The organism is Rhodococcus sp. MALMAid1271 (genome assembly GCF_049195265.1).
Taxonomy (GTDB): Bacteria; Actinomycetota; Actinomycetes; order Mycobacteriales; family Mycobacteriaceae; genus Rhodococcoides.
The window spans coordinates 1-17,685 of record NZ_JBMIRQ010000066.1 but is presented as its reverse complement, the minus strand read 5'-3'; the positions used below and the strand labels follow the sequence as shown (position 1 = coordinate 17,685).

General features: G+C 64.7%; 21 protein-coding genes and 1 pseudogene. 18 read left to right on the top strand and 4 right to left on the bottom strand.

Features of this window, described 5'->3' with window-relative positions:
• Positions 1 to 46 precede the first annotated feature (46 nt).
• Positions 47 to 943 (top strand): annotated as a pseudogene (locus tag ACOQFP_RS08715) (DUF222 domain-containing protein); the annotation flags it as partial.
• A 293-nt stretch (positions 944 to 1,236) separates the two neighbouring features.
• Here the strand turns inward: ACOQFP_RS08715 and dapD are convergent.
• The gene (gene dapD / locus ACOQFP_RS08710) at positions 1,237 to 2,190 is read right to left on the bottom strand and encodes a 2,3,4,5-tetrahydropyridine-2,6-dicarboxylate N-succinyltransferase (RefSeq protein ID WP_421584036.1); all 954 of its coding nucleotides are present in this window, start codon (positions 2,188 to 2,190) and stop codon (positions 1,237 to 1,239) included.
• 182 nt (positions 2,191 to 2,372) lie between these two features.
• On the opposite strand from dapD, the gene ACOQFP_RS08705 reads away from it, so the two are divergent.
• From ACOQFP_RS08705 to ACOQFP_RS08650, 12 genes are all read left to right on the top strand, one after another.
• On the top strand, positions 2,373 to 2,516 hold the full coding sequence (locus ACOQFP_RS08705) for a hypothetical protein (RefSeq protein ID WP_206490206.1): 144 nt from the start codon (positions 2,373 to 2,375) through the stop codon (positions 2,514 to 2,516).
• A gap of 35 nt (positions 2,517 to 2,551) precedes the next feature.
• Positions 2,552 to 2,722 (top strand): hypothetical protein, encoded by a 171-nt coding sequence (locus ACOQFP_RS08700; RefSeq protein ID WP_421584035.1) that lies wholly within the window; start codon positions 2,552 to 2,554, stop codon positions 2,720 to 2,722.
• Entirely contained in the window at positions 2,719 to 3,804 is a 1,086-nt protein-coding gene (gene dapE / locus ACOQFP_RS08695; protein ID WP_341245117.1) for a succinyl-diaminopimelate desuccinylase, read from the top strand. Before ACOQFP_RS08700 ends, dapE begins: the two co-directional genes overlap by 4 nt.
• A 10-nt stretch (positions 3,805 to 3,814) precedes the next feature.
• Positions 3,815 to 4,567, top strand: a complete 753-nt coding sequence (locus tag ACOQFP_RS08690; RefSeq protein WP_206490209.1) for a TIGR00730 family Rossman fold protein — start codon at positions 3,815 to 3,817, stop codon at positions 4,565 to 4,567.
• Positions 4,564 to 5,136 (top strand): TIGR00730 family Rossman fold protein, encoded by a 573-nt coding sequence (locus ACOQFP_RS08685; protein WP_206490210.1) that lies wholly within the window; start codon positions 4,564 to 4,566, stop codon positions 5,134 to 5,136. Before ACOQFP_RS08690 ends, ACOQFP_RS08685 begins: the two co-directional genes overlap by 4 nt.
• Positions 5,137 to 5,228: 92 nt before the next feature.
• The gene (locus tag ACOQFP_RS08680) at positions 5,229 to 7,004 is read left to right on the top strand and encodes a long-chain-acyl-CoA synthetase (protein WP_206490211.1); all 1,776 of its coding nucleotides are present in this window, start codon (positions 5,229 to 5,231) and stop codon (positions 7,002 to 7,004) included.
• Positions 7,005 to 7,025: 21 nt separating this feature from the next.
• Positions 7,026 to 7,886 (top strand): dihydropteroate synthase, encoded by an 861-nt coding sequence (folP, locus tag ACOQFP_RS08675; RefSeq protein WP_206490212.1) that lies wholly within the window; start codon positions 7,026 to 7,028, stop codon positions 7,884 to 7,886.
• Positions 7,883 to 8,812 (top strand): glucosyl-3-phosphoglycerate synthase, encoded by a 930-nt coding sequence (locus ACOQFP_RS08670; RefSeq protein WP_206490213.1) that lies wholly within the window; start codon positions 7,883 to 7,885, stop codon positions 8,810 to 8,812. Before folP ends, ACOQFP_RS08670 begins: the two co-directional genes overlap by 4 nt.
• Before the next feature lie 31 nt (positions 8,813 to 8,843).
• The gene (locus ACOQFP_RS08665) at positions 8,844 to 9,206 is read left to right on the top strand and encodes a DivIVA domain-containing protein (protein WP_421584034.1); all 363 of its coding nucleotides are present in this window, start codon (positions 8,844 to 8,846) and stop codon (positions 9,204 to 9,206) included.
• Positions 9,203 to 9,811 (top strand): DNA-3-methyladenine glycosylase I, encoded by a 609-nt coding sequence (locus ACOQFP_RS08660; protein WP_421584033.1) that lies wholly within the window; start codon positions 9,203 to 9,205, stop codon positions 9,809 to 9,811. Before ACOQFP_RS08665 ends, ACOQFP_RS08660 begins: the two co-directional genes overlap by 4 nt.
• Before the next feature lie 95 nt (positions 9,812 to 9,906).
• Positions 9,907 to 10,074 (top strand): DUF3117 domain-containing protein, encoded by a 168-nt coding sequence (locus tag ACOQFP_RS08655; protein WP_008714277.1) that lies wholly within the window; start codon positions 9,907 to 9,909, stop codon positions 10,072 to 10,074.
• A 145-nt stretch (positions 10,075 to 10,219) separates the two neighbouring features.
• A complete protein-coding gene (locus ACOQFP_RS08650; RefSeq protein WP_421584032.1) occupies positions 10,220 to 11,083 on the top strand; it encodes a methyltransferase domain-containing protein in 864 nt (287 codons plus the stop codon).
• Here ACOQFP_RS08650 and glgA read toward each other — a convergent pair.
• Complete coding sequence (gene glgA / locus ACOQFP_RS08645; protein ID WP_421584031.1) at positions 11,053 to 12,216, bottom strand: glycogen synthase; 1,164 nt, start codon at positions 12,214 to 12,216, stop codon at positions 11,053 to 11,055. The two genes, ACOQFP_RS08650 and glgA, sit on opposite strands and share 31 nt — an antisense overlap.
• 76 nt (positions 12,217 to 12,292) lie before the next feature.
• Here glgA and glgC point away from each other — a divergent pair, with 76 nt between their 5' ends.
• The gene (gene glgC, locus ACOQFP_RS08640; RefSeq protein WP_206490218.1) at positions 12,293 to 13,507 is read left to right on the top strand and encodes a glucose-1-phosphate adenylyltransferase; all 1,215 of its coding nucleotides are present in this window, start codon (positions 12,293 to 12,295) and stop codon (positions 13,505 to 13,507) included.
• 7 nt (positions 13,508 to 13,514) lie between these two features.
• Here the strand turns inward: glgC and ACOQFP_RS08635 are convergent, their stop codons facing one another.
• Positions 13,515 to 14,126, bottom strand: a complete 612-nt coding sequence (locus ACOQFP_RS08635; RefSeq protein WP_206490628.1) for an O-methyltransferase — start codon at positions 14,124 to 14,126, stop codon at positions 13,515 to 13,517.
• Between the two features lie 284 nt (positions 14,127 to 14,410).
• Between ACOQFP_RS08635 and sigE the strand changes: the two genes are divergently transcribed.
• From sigE to tatB, 4 genes are all read left to right on the top strand, one after another.
• Positions 14,411 to 14,992 (top strand): RNA polymerase sigma factor SigE, encoded by a 582-nt coding sequence (gene sigE, locus ACOQFP_RS08630; RefSeq protein ID WP_206490629.1) that lies wholly within the window; start codon positions 14,411 to 14,413, stop codon positions 14,990 to 14,992.
• 16 nt (positions 14,993 to 15,008) lie between these two features.
• A complete protein-coding gene (locus ACOQFP_RS08625; protein ID WP_206490219.1) occupies positions 15,009 to 15,335 on the top strand; it encodes a hypothetical protein in 327 nt (108 codons plus the stop codon).
• A gap of 102 nt (positions 15,336 to 15,437) precedes the next feature.
• Positions 15,438 to 16,970 (top strand): trypsin-like peptidase domain-containing protein, encoded by a 1,533-nt coding sequence (locus ACOQFP_RS08620; protein ID WP_421584030.1) that lies wholly within the window; start codon positions 15,438 to 15,440, stop codon positions 16,968 to 16,970.
• 18 nt (positions 16,971 to 16,988) lie between these two features.
• On the top strand, positions 16,989 to 17,453 hold the full coding sequence (gene tatB / locus ACOQFP_RS08615; RefSeq protein ID WP_421584029.1) for a Sec-independent protein translocase protein TatB: 465 nt from the start codon (positions 16,989 to 16,991) through the stop codon (positions 17,451 to 17,453).
• Between the two features lie 132 nt (positions 17,454 to 17,585).
• Here tatB and ACOQFP_RS08610 read toward each other — a convergent pair.
• Positions 17,586 to 17,685 (bottom strand): IS3 family transposase (locus ACOQFP_RS08610; RefSeq protein WP_421584037.1); only part of this gene is annotated, 100 nt, incomplete at its 5' end.

Below are 17,685 nucleotides of genomic sequence, written 5' to 3'. Positions count from 1 at the left end.
GAAACTCGGCTTCCCCGGACCCGCCGGCTGGCTCACCTCCACCACCCTGCTCACGCCAGGCAAAGCCAACAAAATTCTCGCCCTCGCCCGCGGACTGAAGAACTTCCCCGACATCGCCGACGCCGTCAACACCGGCAGCATGTCCATCGACCACGCCGCCCTGATCCTCGACTTCGCCGAAACCCCACCCGAAGACCTCCCACCCGAGGGCCGCGACATGGCCCGGGCAGCACTGATCACAGCCGCGACCGGGCCCGAAGCCCGCACCGGACCCCTACGCGCAGCCATCACCCGCTTGCACGACCTCTACGGCGGCACCACCCCACCCGCCGAAGACACCGACCGCAACGAACTCTTCGCCTCGAAAACCCTCAACGGACGAATGATCATGAAAGGTGACTTCGATGCCGTCACCGGAGAAAAACTCCTCACCGCCCTCTCACCCCTGACCGCACCCCGCCCCGCCGTCGACGGCACCCCAGACGAACGCAGCCCCGCCCGACGCCGCGCCGACGCCTTCGGACACATCCTCGACCGCTACCTCGCCGCCAACAACCGGCCCACCGAAGGCGGGGAAAAACCGCACGTCAACCTGCACATCAACCTGCGAGATCTGACCGACCTCCGCGACACCGCTACTGGCGCAGGACCGTCACCGGATCGCGGTGCCTATCGGGACGTGTTCGGGGACGGCACCAGTGTCGGGTGGCTGCCCTGGATGGGACCACTCTCGCGCACCACCTCCCGACAACTGGCGTGCGATTGCATCCTCACCGCCATCGTGATGGACGAGACCGGCAATCCGATCAACCTCGCCCGCACAATGCGTACCGTTACCTCCACACAGAAACGCGCCCTGACCGCCCGCGATCACGGCTGCGCATTCCCCGGCTGCGGCACACCCGCCGCCTGGACCGAAGGCCACCACATCCGACACTGGGCAGACGGCGGCCCCACCGACCTGAACAACCTCGTCCTACTCTGCGGCTTCCACCACCGCCTCATTCACCACAGCGACTGGGAAGTGTTCATCGCCGACGACAACCACCCCTGGTTCATCCCACCGGCATCGGTCGACCCAACCGACAACCCCGACCCTCCCACGCCCGAGCCGGACCCCACATCGCCTGAACCCACACACCTGAACGACCCCGAAAACGCAATCCAGCCCCGCACCGAAAACACGGTGCGGGGCCGGAAAAGATTGTCGTGCAACCTATGTTGCGAGCTGAGCTCTCAGTCGTTGGCGTGCAGTGCCGCATTCAGTTCGACACCCGTGCCCTTCCACGGCACCACCTCGACCGCACCCGAGATCGAGTTGCGGCGGAACAACACATTGGACTTACCGTTCAGAGTCGCAGCCTTCACCACAGTTCCATCCGGCCCGACGACCTTCGTGCCCGCAGTGATGTACAGACCCGCCTCGACGACGCAATCATCACCGAGCGAGATGCCGAGCCCCGAGTTGGCTCCGAGCAAGCAGCTCTTCCCGACGGAGATGACGTTCTTTCCGCCGCCCGAGAGGGTTCCCATGATCGAAGCCCCGCCGCCCACATCGGAACCGTCGCCCACCACCACGCCCGCCGATATGCGGCCCTCGACCATCGAATTGCCGAGCGTTCCGGCGTTGAAGTTCACGAAGCCCTCGTGCATCACGGTCGTTCCGCTGGCCAGGTGTGCGCCGAGACGTACGCGGTCGGCGTCGGCAATCCGAACCCCGGTGGGAACGACGTAATCCACCAGGCGAGGGAACTTGTCGACGCTGTACACGGTCACGTGACCGCGGGCCCGCAGCTTCGCGCGCACCGTCTCGAAGCCGTCGACCGCGGCAGGGCCGAAATTGGTCCATACGACGTTGGCGAGGAAGCCGAACTGCCCGTCGAGGTTGACCCCGTGGGGCTGGACCAGACGGTGCGAAAGCAAGTGCAGGCGGAGGTAGACGTCGTGGGCGTCGACCGGTGCATCCTCGACCGAAGCGATCGTCGTGCGGACCGCGACGACCTCGACCCCGCGTGCCTCGTCCGGCCCGACCAGAGCGGTCAGCTCCTCGGGAATGTCGGATCCCTCGAGCCGAGTGGTGCCGGTGTCGAACCCCGACCCGAGCTCCGGGCTCGGAAACCACGTGTCGAGAACGACACCTGAGGTCGTGATGTTGGCAATACCTACTGCTGATGCTCCCTGTGCGCTCACGGCACGAAGAATACGCGGTGGGTCCGAAGATCGGGTTCGCCCGTCGTCCCGGGCACGCCGATTGTTCCTGGACTCGTTTTTCCGACGCTGCGCCGGTTCGTTACCGATTCGACAGCCGAGTGTGATCGCATCGGGATGCGGGCGTACGAGTAGATGCCGCGGCAGCTGACAGAGTTCCTGCAATGACCACCCGCACCGGCTCGCGTAGCCGTGGAGCCGCTGCAGCAATGGCCGGCGGCGTCTCGTTCACCGGACTGGTGACGACGATGGCCACCACAATCGTCCTCGGAATGGCACTCGGTTTGGTCGTCACCGGGGCCTGGTAGACACGCCATCGGCCGACGGGGCCGGTGGTTCCGTCGTGAGGACCGATGCTCCGGGCACGCTGTGCGTTCTGGTCGACCTGTTGGCGAGCGTGATCGGGTACGGGCGCTCCGGCCAGGGCTTTTCGAGCGGAGGATTGTTCGGCGCAGGCTTCGACGGCGTGGTCCGCAAGATTCTTCGGGCCTACGGCCTAAGGTTGTCGCCGTGACTCTCGATTTGCAGGCAGACCCGATCGACCTCACCGCAGCGCTGGTGGACATCCCCAGCGTCAGCGAGGACGAATCGCGCATCGCCGACGACGTAGAGCACGCGCTTCGCACGCAGACCACAGGCTTCGAGATCATTCGGAGCGGGAACGCCGTGCTGGCGAGGACCAACCGCGGCCTGGGCTCGCGGGTGATGCTCGCCGGTCACCTCGACACCGTCCCCATCGCCGACAATGTGCCGTCGCGGCGAGAGCACGACAGCGCCGAGGGGGACATCCTGCATGGGTGCGGAACCGTCGACATGAAGTCGGGAGACGCAGTGTTCCTGCATCTCGCGGCCACGATCGACAACCCCGCGCATGATCTCACCCTGGTGTTCTACGACTGCGAGGAGATTGCCGCCGCACGCAACGGACTCGGCCGAATCGAACGAGAACTGCCCGAGTGGCTCGACGCCGACGTCGCCATCCTGGGCGAGCCGTCCGGCGGCTTCATCGAGGCCGGTTGTCAAGGGACACTGAGAGTTCGGCTGACGGCGTCGGGAACGCGGGCCCACAGTGCTCGTTCCTGGCTGGGCGACAACGCGATTCACAAATTCGGTGCAGTGCTCAACCGGCTCGCGGCCTATCGAGCACGCACCATCGATATCGATGGCTGCGTGTATCGCGAAGGTCTACAAGCGGTTCGGATCGCAGGCGGGGTGGCAGGCAATGTCGTTCCCGATGCCGCGGAACTCGACGTCAATTTTCGATTCGCACCGGATCGCTCCGTTGAGCAGGCCGTCGAACATGTTCGTGAAGTGGTCGAGGGACTCGATCTTGGTTTCGAGGTCACCGACTCCTCACCGGGCGCGCTGCCCGGCCTGAACCGGCCCGCGGCGGCTGCCCTCATCGAGGCGGCAGGTGGACAGTTCCGAGCCAAGTACGGCTGGACCGATGTTTCACGCTTCTCGGCGCTCGGGATCCCGGCCGTCAACTACGGGCCCGGTGACCCCAACCTCGCCCACAAGCGCGACGAACGCGTTCCCGTCGAGCAGATCACGCACGTCACACAGGTTCTCCGGAGCTACCTCTCCGCCGGATAACCTCGACGCCATGAACAACGACGCGGGACACGGCAGCGAGAAGCCGGCCAAACACAAAGGGTCCGTCGTACTGCGGCGGGGCCGAAACACCGAGACCTCGACCTCGGATCAACGCCTTCTCGACGAGCGTGGGCCAGGAAACTGGATTCATTCCGATACCTGGCGAGTGCTGCGCATCCAGAGCGAATTCGTCGAAGGATTCGGGGCGTTGGCCGAGGTTCCGAAGGCCGTGACGGTGTTCGGTTCCGCGCGCACCCCCGTCGACCATCCGGAATACGAGCGCGCCCGCCGGCTCGGCGCAGCCCTCGCCCAGGAGGGGTTCGCCGTCATCACCGGCGGCGGCCCCGGCGTGATGGAAGGAGCCAACCGCGGTGCCAGCGAGGCCGACGGATACTCGATCGGACTGGGGATCGAGCTGCCGTTCGAGCAAGGACTCAACGACTGGGTGGATCTCGGTATCAACTTTCGATACTTTTTCGTCCGCAAGACCATGTTCGTCAAGTACTCCCAGGCTTTCGTCTGCCTGCCCGGTGGCTTCGGCACCCTGGACGAGCTGTTCGAGGCATTGACTCTGGTGCAGACGGCCAAGGTGACCAAGTTCCCGATCGTGTTGTTGGGCAAAGACTTCTGGTCGGGTCTGATCGGCTGGATCGAATCCACTCTGGTGAAAGAAGGCAAGGTGTCCGAGAAGGACCTCGACCTCATCCATTGCACCGACAGCGTCGACGAGGCCGTCCGAATCGTCCTCGAGGCGCAGCAGTGAACGAGCAGCGGGCGAACGACACAGCGGTCGGTGGGCTCAGCATCTGCGTCTACTGCGCATCGGGGCCCGTCGATTCGTCGTTCATCGATCTTGCGGCGGAGGTTGGAACCGAGATCGGTCGACGGGGCTGGCAGTTGGTGTCCGGCGGGGGCAACGTTTCGATGATGGGTGCCGTGGCGGCTGCGACGCGGGCTGCGGGCGGCAACACCGTCGGCGTCATCCCGAAGGCTCTCGTGCACCGCGAGGTCGCCGATGTCGATGCCGACGAACTGATCGTCACCGACACCATGCGCGAGCGCAAGAAGATCATGGAAGACCGCGCCGACGCATTCATCACCTTGCCCGGCGGGATCGGGACGCTCGAGGAGTTGTTCGAGACGTGGACCGCGGGCTATCTGGGCATGCACAGCAAGCCCATGGTGATGCTCGATCCGTTCGGGCATTTCGACGGGATGATGCAGTGGATCGACGGTCTGCGTGCGACGGGGTTCGTACAACAGCGAGCCCTGGATGCTCTGGTCAGAACGCCGTCGACACGTGCGGCCTTGGATGCATGCGCAAAGCTGTGACAGGTCACCAACCTCGGCCCGCCGGGGAGCTCCTCAAAGTTGTTACTCTCAAGTAGGGTAAGAAATCTCACAAAGTCTTCGAAGGGGAGTTCATGGCTGTCGATGCCCGTCAGAAAATCGGAGTGACCGACCTCGCGGTCGCGTTGCCGAAAATGGTGACGGAGGTACCGAGTCTGCTCAAGGGCCTGGCGGGATTCACCCGAAAGCCCGATCACAAGGTTTCGATCGGCTTGATCTTCCAAGAGGCTGCCGCCAAGCACAGTAGCCACCCGTTCGTGCGGTTCGAGGGTGTGTCGACCTCGTACAAGGACGCGAACGAGCTGGTCAACCAGTACGCGGCAGTGTTCGCCGACCACGGGGTCGAGCGCGGTGACGTGGTCGGCGTGTTGAGCAAGAACCGCCCCGAGGCATTGTTCGCCGCTCTCGCGGCCGTCAAGCTCGGAGCAACTGCGGGCATGTTGAACTACAACCAGCGCGGTGACGTGCTCGAGCACAGCCTCGGGATTCTCGACGCCAAGGTCCTGATTCTCGACGAGAACGCGCAGGAAGCTCTCGATTCTCTCGACGGGGAACCGAAGGTCGGTGCGGTGTTGCCGATGGAGAAGCTGGCCGAGCTTGCCGCGAAGGCGTCCACGTCCAACCCGTCGGTCACCGCACAGATCCAGGCCAAGGAGAAGGCGTTCTACATCTTCACCTCGGGCACCACCGGTATGCCGAAGGCCAGCCTGATGAGCCATTTCCGCTGGCTCAAGTCGATGTCCGGCCTGGGCAACATGGGTGTCCGGCTGCGCGGTTCCGACGTCATCTACTGCTGCCTTCCGCTCTATCACAACAACGCGTTGACGGTGACGTTGTCCTCGGTGCTTGCGGGTGGCGCGACCATGGCCATCGGCAAGCAGTTCTCGGTGAGCAATTTCTGGGACGACATCCGAGTCAACGAGGCCACCGCCTTCACCTACATCGGCGAACTGTGCCGCTACCTGCTGACGCAGCCGAAGAAGAGTTCCGACCGCGACAACTCGGTCAAGCTGATCGTCGGCAACGGACTTCGCCCGGAGATCTGGGAGGAGTTCACCGAGCGATTCGGCATCTCTCGCGTCGCGGAGTTCTACGGCGCCAGCGAATGCAATATCGCCTTCATCAACGCTCTGAACATGAAGAAGACCGCAGGCATCTGCCCCCTTCCGTACGCGGTGGTGGAGTTCGACGAGGAGTCGGGCAAGGCCAAGCGTGGACAGGACGGCAAGCTCCGCAAGGTCGGCAACGGGGAAGTCGGACTGCTGCTGTCCAAGATCACCGACCGGGCACCGTTCGACGGCTACTCCGATGACAAGGCCACCGAGAAGAAGATGGTGCGCGACGGCTTCAAGGACGGTGACGCCTGGTTCGACACCGGCGACCTGGTTCGCAAGCAGGGCTGGATGCACGTCGCATTCGTCGATCGTCTCGGAGACACCTTCCGCTGGAAGGGTGAGAACGTCGCCACCACCCAGGTCGAGGGTGCCCTCGGCGGGCATTCGTCGGTCGATGGTGCCGTCGTGTACGGCGTCGATATCGACGGAACCGACGGCAAGGCCGGCATGGCTGCGATCACGCTGCGCGAGGGCGAGACCTTCGACGGCAAGGCGGTGGCCGAGCATCTCTACGACAAGCTCCCGACCTATGCGGTGCCCCTGTTCGTGCGAGTCGTCGACAGCCTCGAACAGACGTCGACGTTCAAGAGCCAGAAGGTCGCCTTGCGCAAACTCGGCTACGAGGACGACAGTGCCAGCGACCTGTACGTGCTCCGCGGCAAGTCCGGTGGCTACGAGAAGGCGTACGACGGCTACGTCGACGAGGTGGCGGCAGGCAAGGCACCCAAGGGATAGCTGCGTGCCAGTATTGGTTTCATGAGCACTCTCTGCGGCAAACCGGTTGCCGACGATCGCGCTTTGGTGATGGCAATCGTCAATCGCACTCCCGATTCGTTCTACGACGGGGGCGCGAATTTCACCGACGATGCTGCCATGGCGTCGGTGCACAGGGCGGTCGCGGAGGGTGCCGACATGGTCGACATCGGCGGGGTGAAGGCAGGCCCAGGTGATGTCGTCGATGCCGACGAGGAAATCCGCCGCGTAGTTCCCTTCGTCGAAGCGATCCGGGACGTCTATCCCGAGCTGTTGATCAGTGTCGATACCTGGCGTAGCGAGGTGGCCAGGTTGGCCTGCGGGGTCGGCGCTGACCTCATCAACGACACCTGGGCCGGGGCGGACCCTGAGCTGGTGCGCGTCGCCGCGGCCGAGGGAGTCGGCATCGTCTGCTCGCACACGGGTGGCGCGGTCCCGCGGACGCGTCCGTTCCGGGTTCGGTACACCGATCTCGTCGCGGACGTGATCGCGGAGGTCACCGCAGCCGCCGACAACGCAGTCGCGGAGGGGGTGAAGAAGGATTCGATTCTCATCGATCCGACGCACGATTTCGGCAAAAACACCTTTCACGGGCTCGAGTTGTTGCGGCGGGTAGACGATCTTGTAAACACCGGGTGGCCTGTGCTCATGGCGCTGAGCAACAAGGACTTTGTGGGCGAGACTCTAGGGGTAGAGCTCGCCGACCGGTTGGAGGGAACATTGGCAGCGACAGCATTGGCCGCAGCAGGCGGAGCCCGAATGTTCCGGGTACACGAAGTTGCGTCGACCAGAAGAGTCGTCGACATGGTGGCAGCGATCCAGGGACTCCGAGCCCCGGCGCGGACCGTCAGGGGTCTGGCATGACCCTTGCAGATCGAACGGACGTGACCATGGCGTGGTCCGAGACGAACAGCTGGGACGAACCGGACTGGACCGTCGCCGAGCTGGAAGCCGCCAAGGCGGGGCGAACGGTATCGGTGGTACTCCCGGCGCTGAACGAGGAACAGACGGTCGCCGCGGTCATCGACACCATCCATCCACTGCTCGGTGGCCTGGTCGACGAGCTGATCGTGTTGGACTCCGGTTCGACCGACGAAACGGCCGTCCGCGCGACGGCCGCGGGTGCGCGTGTGATCAGCCGAGAAGACGCAGTCCCCGGGCTGGACCCGGTTCCGGGCAAGGGCGAGGTGCTGTGGCGTGCAATCGCCGCGTCGACCGGTGATCTCATTGCGTTCGTCGACTCCGATCTGATCAACCCCGATCCGGCGTTCGTGCCGAAATTGCTCGGCCCACTGCTGATGGGCGACGGTATTCACCTGGTCAAGGGGTACTACCGCCGTCCACTGCGAGTGAGTGGAACCGAGGACGCCAACGGTGGCGGACGTGTCACCGAGCTCGTGGCACGGCCTCTGCTCGCTGCACTGCGACCCGAGCTGACCGGAGTGATCCAGCCGCTCGGCGGAGAATATGCGGGCACCCGCGAGCTGCTGTCCGCGGTGCCGTTCGCGCCCGGTTACGGAGTGGAGATCGGGCTGTTGCTCGATACGTACGACAGGCTCGGGTTGCAGGCGATCGGCCAGGTCAATCTGGGGGTGCGCAAGCATCGCAATCGCCCACTGGTCGAGCTCGGGGCGATGAGCAGGCAGATCGTCGGAACGATGCTCAATCGATGCGGCATGGTCGATTCCGGGGCCGGTCTGATGCAGTTTCGGGTCGACGGTGATTCGTTCGCGCCGTTCTCGACCGAGGTGTCGTTGCTGGACCGACCGGCGATGAACTCGTTGAAATAGTCGTGTCGGGCCGGCGTGACAAGATCGTGGCATGTTGACGCTGCTGATCTATGTCGTGGTCATTGCCGTCGTCGCTGCCGCACTGTTCTTCGTGGCGTCGACTGTGTTCGGTCGCGGTGAGGAACTGGGTCCACTGCCCGAGGGCACAACCGCGACGGTGCTGCCTGCGGAGGCCGTCACCGGAGCCGACGTGCGCTCGTTGAAGTTCCAGCAGACCCTGCGGGGCTACAAGCCCAGCGAGGTGGACTGGGCGCTCGAACGGCTCGGTGGCGAAATCGACGTGCTGCGGTCGCGGTTGTCCGCGTTGCAGCAGTCGGGGGCTCAGTCGGGGAGTCAGCTGGGGGCTACCTCGGACGGGCGGCATTCGGTGACGGCCGAGCCGGACGAGCAGTGAGCGCGGTCGCCGGACCGGATGGGCGGCATCGGTGTCCGTGGGGTGCCACCGACAACGAGCTGTACCGGCAGTACCACGACACCGAATGGGGCCAGCCCCTTCACGGGCGGAACGAGCTGTACGAGCGGCTGTGCCTCGAAGCGTTCCAGTCGGGGTTGGCGTGGATCACGATTCTGCGCAAGCGCGAGAGCTTCCGCAGTGCGTTCGCTGATTTCGATCCGGAACGGGTGGCCCGATTCGGCGAGGACGATGTCGAACGATTGATGAACGATGCGTCGATCGTGCGCAATCGGCTCAAGATCGACGCTGCGGTGAGCAATGCTCGGGCCATTCTCGACTTCGAGGACACCGACCTCGACACCCTGCTCTGGTCGTTCGCGCCCGAACCCCGGCCCGCACGCCTGACGGAGATCTCCGAGGTTCCGGCATCGACCGTCGAGTCGACGGCTCTGGCCAAGGAGCTCAAGCGTCGGGGGCTGAGATTCGTCGGTCCGACAACCGCTTATGCCTTGATGCAGGCGACTGGAATGGTCGACGATCACTTGTCGGGGTGTTGGGTGCAGGTCACGAATACAGACTCCGTTTCTCGGTATGGACCGAGATAGGGAAGAATGGCACTCAACACCCGTCGCCCCGCGACGAATTTATCTTTTAGGCCTAGGCGCCGAGCAGGTGGGCGCAGATCTGGAGGGAGCAGAGGATGGCGGCGATGAAGCCCCGGACCGGGGACGGTCCCCTCGAAGCAACCAAAGAGGGACGAGGAATCGTCATGCGTGTCCCGCTCGAGGGGGGCGGCCGGTTGGTCGTCGAATTGACCCCCGACGAGGCCGCGGCACTCGGTGACGAACTGAAGGGCGTCACCGGCTGATATCCACATCGATCGATCATCGCTCTGCCCCGCTCGCCGCACCGGCAAGCGGGGCTTTGTGTTGTGACGACGAGTGTTGTGACGACGAGTGTTGTGGCCCGATCTTTTCAAGTGCTGGGCCGACCCGCTGTGAAAGAGGTGTTCGATGCTGACGGACGTCGTCGAACTGTTGCTGTGTCCGCAATGCCGGGCACGCGGAGTCGAATCGGGGCTCGGCGTCGGCGAGACCGATCGGACGCTGTGGTGCGATCGTGGACATTCGTTCGATGTGGCTCGGCAGGGATACGTCAGTTTGTTGACCGGTGACGGCGGAAAGTTCACCGGTGACTCGGCCGAGATGATCACCGCGCGTGATGCGTTCTTGGGTCAGGGGCATTTCGATCCGATCGCCGCCGCGGTCTCTGCTGCAGTCCCGCTGGACGGTGAGGCGGTGCTCGATGTCGGGGTGGGCACCGGGCACTACCTCGCTGCCGTACTCGATGCCCGCCCGGATGCCAGGGGATTGGGCGTCGATGTCTCGAAGTTCGCTGCGCGCCGCGCCGCCCGCTCACATCCTCGACTGGGCTCGGTGGTTGCGGACATCTGGAGTGGGCTACCGGTGCGGTCGGGCAGTCTGTCAGCGGTGACGTGCGTGTTCGCTCCGCGTAACGCAGACGAGCTGAACCGAGTGCTCGTCGCCGACGGGGTGCTGGTGGTAGTGACCCCCACATCGCGGCATCAGCGCGAACTGCGCGGCCCGTTGGGCCTGATCGGCGTCGAGGAAGACAAGACCCGCAGGCTCGGTGAGTCCCTGTCCGGCCTGTTCGATCCGGTTGCGGAGTCTGCGCTGGAGTATTCGATGGCGCTCTCGCACAACGACGTCGAGTCGCTGATCGGAATGGGGCCGTCGGCGCGCCACGGCAACCCCGAGACACGATCCGCTGCGCTTGCGCAGTTGCCGGACCGTGTCGAGGTCACGGTGTCGGTGACGGTGTCGACCTATCGGCGACGCGCCGAGGCGTCGTTGTAGACGGCGAGGGTCTGCTTCGCGATCGATGCCCACGAGAACTCGGCGACCGCTCGCTCGCGGCCTGCCTTGCCCATCGCGGTTGCGCGGGCGGGGTCCAGGACGACCTCGTTGACGGTGTCGGCCAGGTTGCGCTCGAAGGCCTCGGGTTCGTAGGAGTTGTAGTGCACCAGGCGTCCGGTGCGGCCGTCGTCGACGACCTCCGGGATGCCACCGACATCGGAGGCGACGACGGCAGTTTCGCAGGCCATCGCTTCGAGGTTGACGATGCCGAGTGGCTCGTAGACCGATGGGCACACGAAGACTGCTGCTGCAGTGAGGATTTCGCGGATCTTGTCGGTCGGAAGCATGTCCTTGACCCAGAACACGCCCTCGCGCTGCTCGGCGAGCTGGGCCACGGCGCGCTCGGTTTCCGCGGCGATCTCCGGGGTGTCGGGCGCGCCTGCACACAACACGAGTTGGATGGACGGATCGAAGCGATGGGCGGCCGCGATCAGATGCCCGACGCCCTTCTGCCGGGTGATGCGTCCGACGAAAGCGACGATCGGCTTGCTCGGATCGACACCGATCTCTTCCAGGGTCGAGGTGCCGTGGTCGGCGAACCAACGCTCGGTGTCGATTCCGTTGCGCACCACATGAACCCGGCTCGGATCGAGGCGAGGATAGGCGTCGAGCACATCTTTGGCCATGCCCTCGCTGACGGCGATGACGGCGTCGGCGTACTCCACCGCGTTGCGCTCGGACCACGACGAGACTCGGTAGCCGCCGCCGAGTTGCTCGGCCTTCCACGGCCGGCGTGGTTCGAGCGAGTGCGCCGTCAGGATGTGGGGCACATCGTGCAACTGCGCCGCGAGGTGGCCCGCAAGGCCGGTGTACCAGGTATGTGAATGCACCACGTCCGCGCCGGCCGCCGCATTGGCCATCCGCAGCTCCGCGGACAACGTGGTCAACGCAGCGTTGGCTCCGGCGAGCGCCGGATCCGGATCGTGAACCTGCGCGGTGTCGCGGGGGGCACCCATGCAGTGGATGTCCACGTCGCACAGCAACTTCAGCTGCGCGGACAACTCGGTGACATGCACTCCTGCGCCACCGTAGATCTCCGGGGGATATTCCTTGGTCATCATTGCTACGCGCACGTGAACGAACCTACATTCCCCAGCAGTTGTGCGTGTACTGCTCGCACGGTTCTCTCGGTGCGGATAGGTTGAGTGTGTGAGGACACAACCGCACGTACTAGGGATCGTGCTTGCCGGCGGTGAGGGTAAGCGCCTTTATCCGATGACCGCGGACCGAGCCAAGCCGGCCGTACCCTTCGGGGGCGCCTACCGACTGATCGACTTCGTGCTGAGCAATCTCGTCAATGCCGGTTACCTCCGGCTCTGCGTGCTGACCCAGTACAAGTCGCATTCACTGGACCGCCACATCTCGCAGACGTGGCGGCTGTCCGGGTTCGCCGGGGAGTACATCACTCCGGTTCCTGCGCAGCAGCGTCTGGGGCCTCGGTGGTACACCGGCAGCGCCGACGCCATCTTCCAGTCGCTGAACCTGGTGTACGACGAGGACCCCGAGTACATCGTGGTCTTCGGTGCCGACCACGTGTACCGGATGGACCCGGAACAGATGGTGCAGCAGCACATCGACTCCGGTGCCGGGGTCACGGTCGCCGGTATCCGGGTGCCGCGCAGCGAGGCGTTCGCGTTCGGATGCATCGATTCCGACGAGAACGGCAAGATCACCCAGTTCCTGGAGAAGCCGGCGCAGCCGCCGGGCACTCCCGACGACCCCGACGTCACCTACGCATCCATGGGCAACTACGTCTTCACCACCAAGGTGCTGATCGACGCCATCAAGGCCGACTCCGAGAACTCCGACTCCGACCACGACATGGGCGGCGACATCATTCCCGCGCTCGTCGAAGCAGGCGTCGCCTCGGTCTACGACTTCAACGACAACGTGGTGCCCGGTGCCACCGAACGAGACCGCGGCTACTGGCGTGATGTGGGAACCATCGACGCCTTCTACGACGCCCACATGGACCTGGTGTCGGTGCACCCCATCTTCAACCTCTACAACCGCCGCTGGCCCATCCGCGGATCGGCCGAGAATCTGCCACCGGCCAAGTTCGTCCAGGGTGGTTTGGCTCAGGAATCCGTCGTCGGTGCCGGCTGCATCCTGTCCGCCGCCACCGTGCGCAATTCGGTACTGAGCTCCAATGTCATGATCGACAGCGGTGCAACGGTCGAAGGCAGCGTGCTGATGCCCGGCGTCCGGATCGGCAAGGGTGCCGTGGTTCGGCACGCGATCCTGGACAAGAACGTCGTCGTCGGTGACGGCGAGATCATCGGAGTCGACCACGAACGCGATCGTGAACGCTTCAACGTCAGTGCCGGGGGAGTGGTCTCGGTCGGCAAGGGCGTCTGGATCTAGAGCCTGCTCACGCTCTCGAAGCGCAGATCAAACCGTCGCCGAGCGGCAGCAGCACCGTCGTGAGCCGCTCGTCCTCGGCGATCGCCCGCGCCGCGGATCGCACGGCCACTGCGGTGGCATCGCGCTGAGTGGGGTCCGCGACCCGGCCACCGAGCAACGCGTTGTGCAGCACCAGAACTCCACCCGGCCGGAGCAGTCTGACGCTTTCGGCGACGAAGTGTGGATGATCGGCCGGGCTGGCGTCGATGAACACCAAATCGTAGGTGTCGTCCGCCAATCGGGGCAGCACATCCAGTGCCCAACCGTTGATCAACCGAGTGCGTGATGGCGCAATTCCGCCCGCGCGGAACGCCTCTCGCGCGGCACGCTGATGCTCGGGCTCGGTGTCGATGGTGGTCAGGACGCCGTCCGCGCGCATCCCGTCGAGCAGCCACAGGCCACTGATTCCTGCGCCCGTTCCGATTTCGACCACGGTCTTGGCGCCGAGCATCTGAGTGAAGATGGACAGAATCGCTCCGACCGATGGCGGGACCGGTGCGGCACCGAGATCGACGGCGCGCTCTCTGGCTGAGATCAGAACCTCGTCCTCCTGAGCGGAGTCTTCGGCGTAGGCGAGCATCTTCTCGGCGTTGGTCGGCACGAACCGAGGCTATCGTGCCCGTGGCACATTCTCACGCACACATTCTCAGGTGCGCCTCAGCTGATTCATACCGGACCCACACGCAGATCGGTCAGGCTATGGAGGAATCGAAGGTCCGTCTCGATTGCGAAGTGTGAGCTGGAACATCCGAGGGTAGTCGTCGGTTGAATCAGAAGGACGTACGCAGTCCTGAGCAGGAGGATCCAACTATTTACGAGATCAACGGCGTTCGCAACACCGCGCGTCTACCCGAGTCCGTGCCGATGCCAGAGGATATCGGCGGTACCGCCGTGTTCGATGCGACCGGCGAGGTCTCGACGATGCCGTCCTGGGACGAGCTCGTTCGTGAGCACGGCGACCGCGTCTACCGCCTGGCGTACCGCCTGTCCGGCAACGCACAGGATGCAGAGGATCTGACGCAGGACACCTTCATCCGGGTCTTCCGCTCCCTGTCCAACTATCAGCCCGGCACCTTCGAGGGATGGCTGCACCGCATCACCACGAACCTGTTCCTCGACATGGTTCGTCGTCGCAGTCGCATCCGCATGGAAGCGCTTCCCGAGGACTACGACCGCGTCCCCTCCGACCGGCCCAGTCCCGAGCAGATCTACCACGACGCCCGCCTCGACCCCGATCTCCAGTCCGCGCTCGACTCGCTGGCACCGGAATTCCGCGCCGCAATCGTGCTGTGCGATATCGAAGGCCTGTCCTACGAAGAGATCGGTGCGACACTGGGCGTCAAGCTCGGAACGGTTCGCAGTCGCATTCATCGTGGACGCCAAGCGCTACGCGAGTACCTTCGAGTGCACGGGAAGGTCGACTCGGGTCACGCAAGTGCCCACTAGCTACGAGGAGGGTTGGATGACGCAGGCGCGCAAGCCTCGGCAGTTCAGTTCAACCGAACATCTGGCCAGTGAGGCCGTGGCGGCCTACGTCGACGGCGAATTGCGGATGCCCGCGTACCTTCGCGCAGCTCACCACCTGTCCGAGTGCCCAGAATGCGCGGCCGAGGTCGAGGCGCAGCAGCAGGCCCGCCGCGCGCTGCGTGGTGCAGGCGAGATGTCCATGCCGCACTCCTTGCTCGGTCTGCTCAGCCAGATTCCGTCCTGCGCCGGGGACGACGGGCAGGCACGCACCAAGCGGACGTTCAAGTCGTCCGTGGCAGGCGTTCGCCGTCGCCGACGTTGACAGCCTCGACATACTCCCGACGGCTTCTCACCTGCACCGAACTTCTCACCTGCATCGAGCTGCCCCGACCGCTCGAGTGATACTGAACTCTCACACCGACGTATGCGAGGGGTAACCGGACGCGTGACATCTGATTCGACCAACACCGAGACCGCAGGCACCGACCCGGACGATGTCGAGCCGGCGGGGATCGGCCCGGAAGGTCCGCGATTGCCACCACGGCCGGTCTATCGGCCGTCCGTCGATCCGATGTCGGCCTCGGTGTTCGGTCGTCCCGAGGATGTCGACGGTTCGTTCTCTCCGCGCCGACCCGGCGAGCAGTTGCCCGATCGAGTCTCCGTTCGCCCTCCCGACCCGATCCTCGCCGAGGCGTTCGGACGTCCGCAGGACTCCCAGGAGTCGTTGCAGCGTGACCCGTCCGCGGAACACGACATCGACACCCCCACGCCCGCTCCGGCCGATCCGTGGCGCGATCCCAACGCACGAGTTCTGCTCGGCAACGCCGCGGTCGACACCCCAGCGCCTCCGGTTCTCCCGCCGGGTACCAAACTCGGTGTGCGTGATGTGCTTTTCGGAAGATCGGTGTCCGTCCGAGCTCTCGTCGTGCTCGGGATCCTGGCCCTCGTCATCGGCTTGGTCGGTGGCCTGTTCGGCCGTCTGACCGCCGAGGTGACCGGCGCACTGACCAGTCAGAAAGTGACGCTGACCCAGTCCAGCGGCGACGACATCCCCCGTGGTCAGATCAGCAAAGTCGCCGACGCCGTCCTCCCGTCCGTCGTATCGATCCAGGTGACACTCGGGGAGACCGGGGGCACCGGCTCGGGCGTCGTGATCAGCGGTGACGGGTACATCGTCACCAACAACCACGTCATCTCCCTCGCAGCGTCCGACCCGGACAATTCGACGCTCGAAGTCACCTTCTCGGACGGCACGAAAGTGCCGGGGCGCATCGTCGGACGCGATACCAAGACCGACCTCGCCGTACTGAAGACGGACGTCGGAAACCTCACCGAAGCGCAGCTGGGACGGTCCAGCGACGTTCGCGTCGGGCAGGACGTCATTGCCGTCGGATCTCCGCTTGGACTGAACAAAACCGTCACCTCCGGCATCGTCAGCGCTCTCGATCGCCCCGTGGCCCTGTCCGGCGAAGGCACCGACACCGATGCCGTCATCGACGCCGTGCAGACCGACGCCGCCATCAACCCAGGTAACTCCGGTGGTCCATTGATCGACTTCGAGGGCCGCGTCATCGGTATCAACTCCGCTATCCGCAGCGAGAGCGGGGGATCGGTGGGACTCGGCTTCGCCATCCCCGTCGACGAGGTCACCGAGGTGGCTCAGGCCCTGATCCGGGACGGCGTCATGAAACACCCGGACTTCGGTATCAATGCGCGCTCGGTCATCAACGACACGTCCTCGGGTGCCGAAGTGGCCAATGTGCGAGCAGGCGGCCCGGCACAACAGGCCGGCATCGTCGAAGGCGATGTCATCACCAAGGTCGGTGATCGCACGGTCGGTGATGCGGACGAATTGGTCGTCGCAGTGCAGTCCACCACGATCGGTGAGCCGGTTCCGGTGCAGATCGTCCGCTCAGGACGGCTGGTCGACCTGTCCGTCACGCCGGTTTCGGACTGACGGACTAGGCTGGCAGGCGTGTTCGGCAACATCGGTTGGGGAGAGCTCGTAATTCTCCTCGTAGCAGCTCTGGTCATCCTCGGCCCGGATCGCCTCCCCGGCGCGATCAGCTGGGTGTCCAAGTCGATCCGTCAGGTCAAGGACTACGCCAACGGCGCGAGTCAGCAGCTCAAGGACGAGCTGGGCACCGATTTCGAGGACCTCCGCAAACCACTCGCCGATCTCAACCAACTGCGGGGCATGACGCCGCGCGCGGTGATCACCAAGCATCTACTCGACGGCGACGATTCGATCTTCAAGAACCCACTCGAAGACACGTTCAAGGGCAAGCCCTTCGACACCAAGCCGAAGAATCTCGGCGGACCCACCCCACAGAACAACGCTGTACAGGGTGGGGCGGCCGCGAGCCCGGTGTCGATGAGCAAGAGCGAGCCGACACTCGCGGCCGGTGAGACTCCGCCGATCGACGCCGACGCCACCTAGTCGCAGTCGTTAGCTCGGCAGCGCGCGCCCTGCACCGCCCCAGCGCACCCCACCCGTTCGCACCCCACCCGTTCGCGTGAATGGACCACTACATTGCACTGGACCCCGTGGGTTGGACCGTTAATGGAAATCCTAGGCTGCGAGGGCCTGGGCTCGGTATTGCACCGGGCTCAGGCCGTCGAAGCGTAGCGAGATGCGGTCGTTGTTGAACCAGTCGATGTAGTCCTCGATC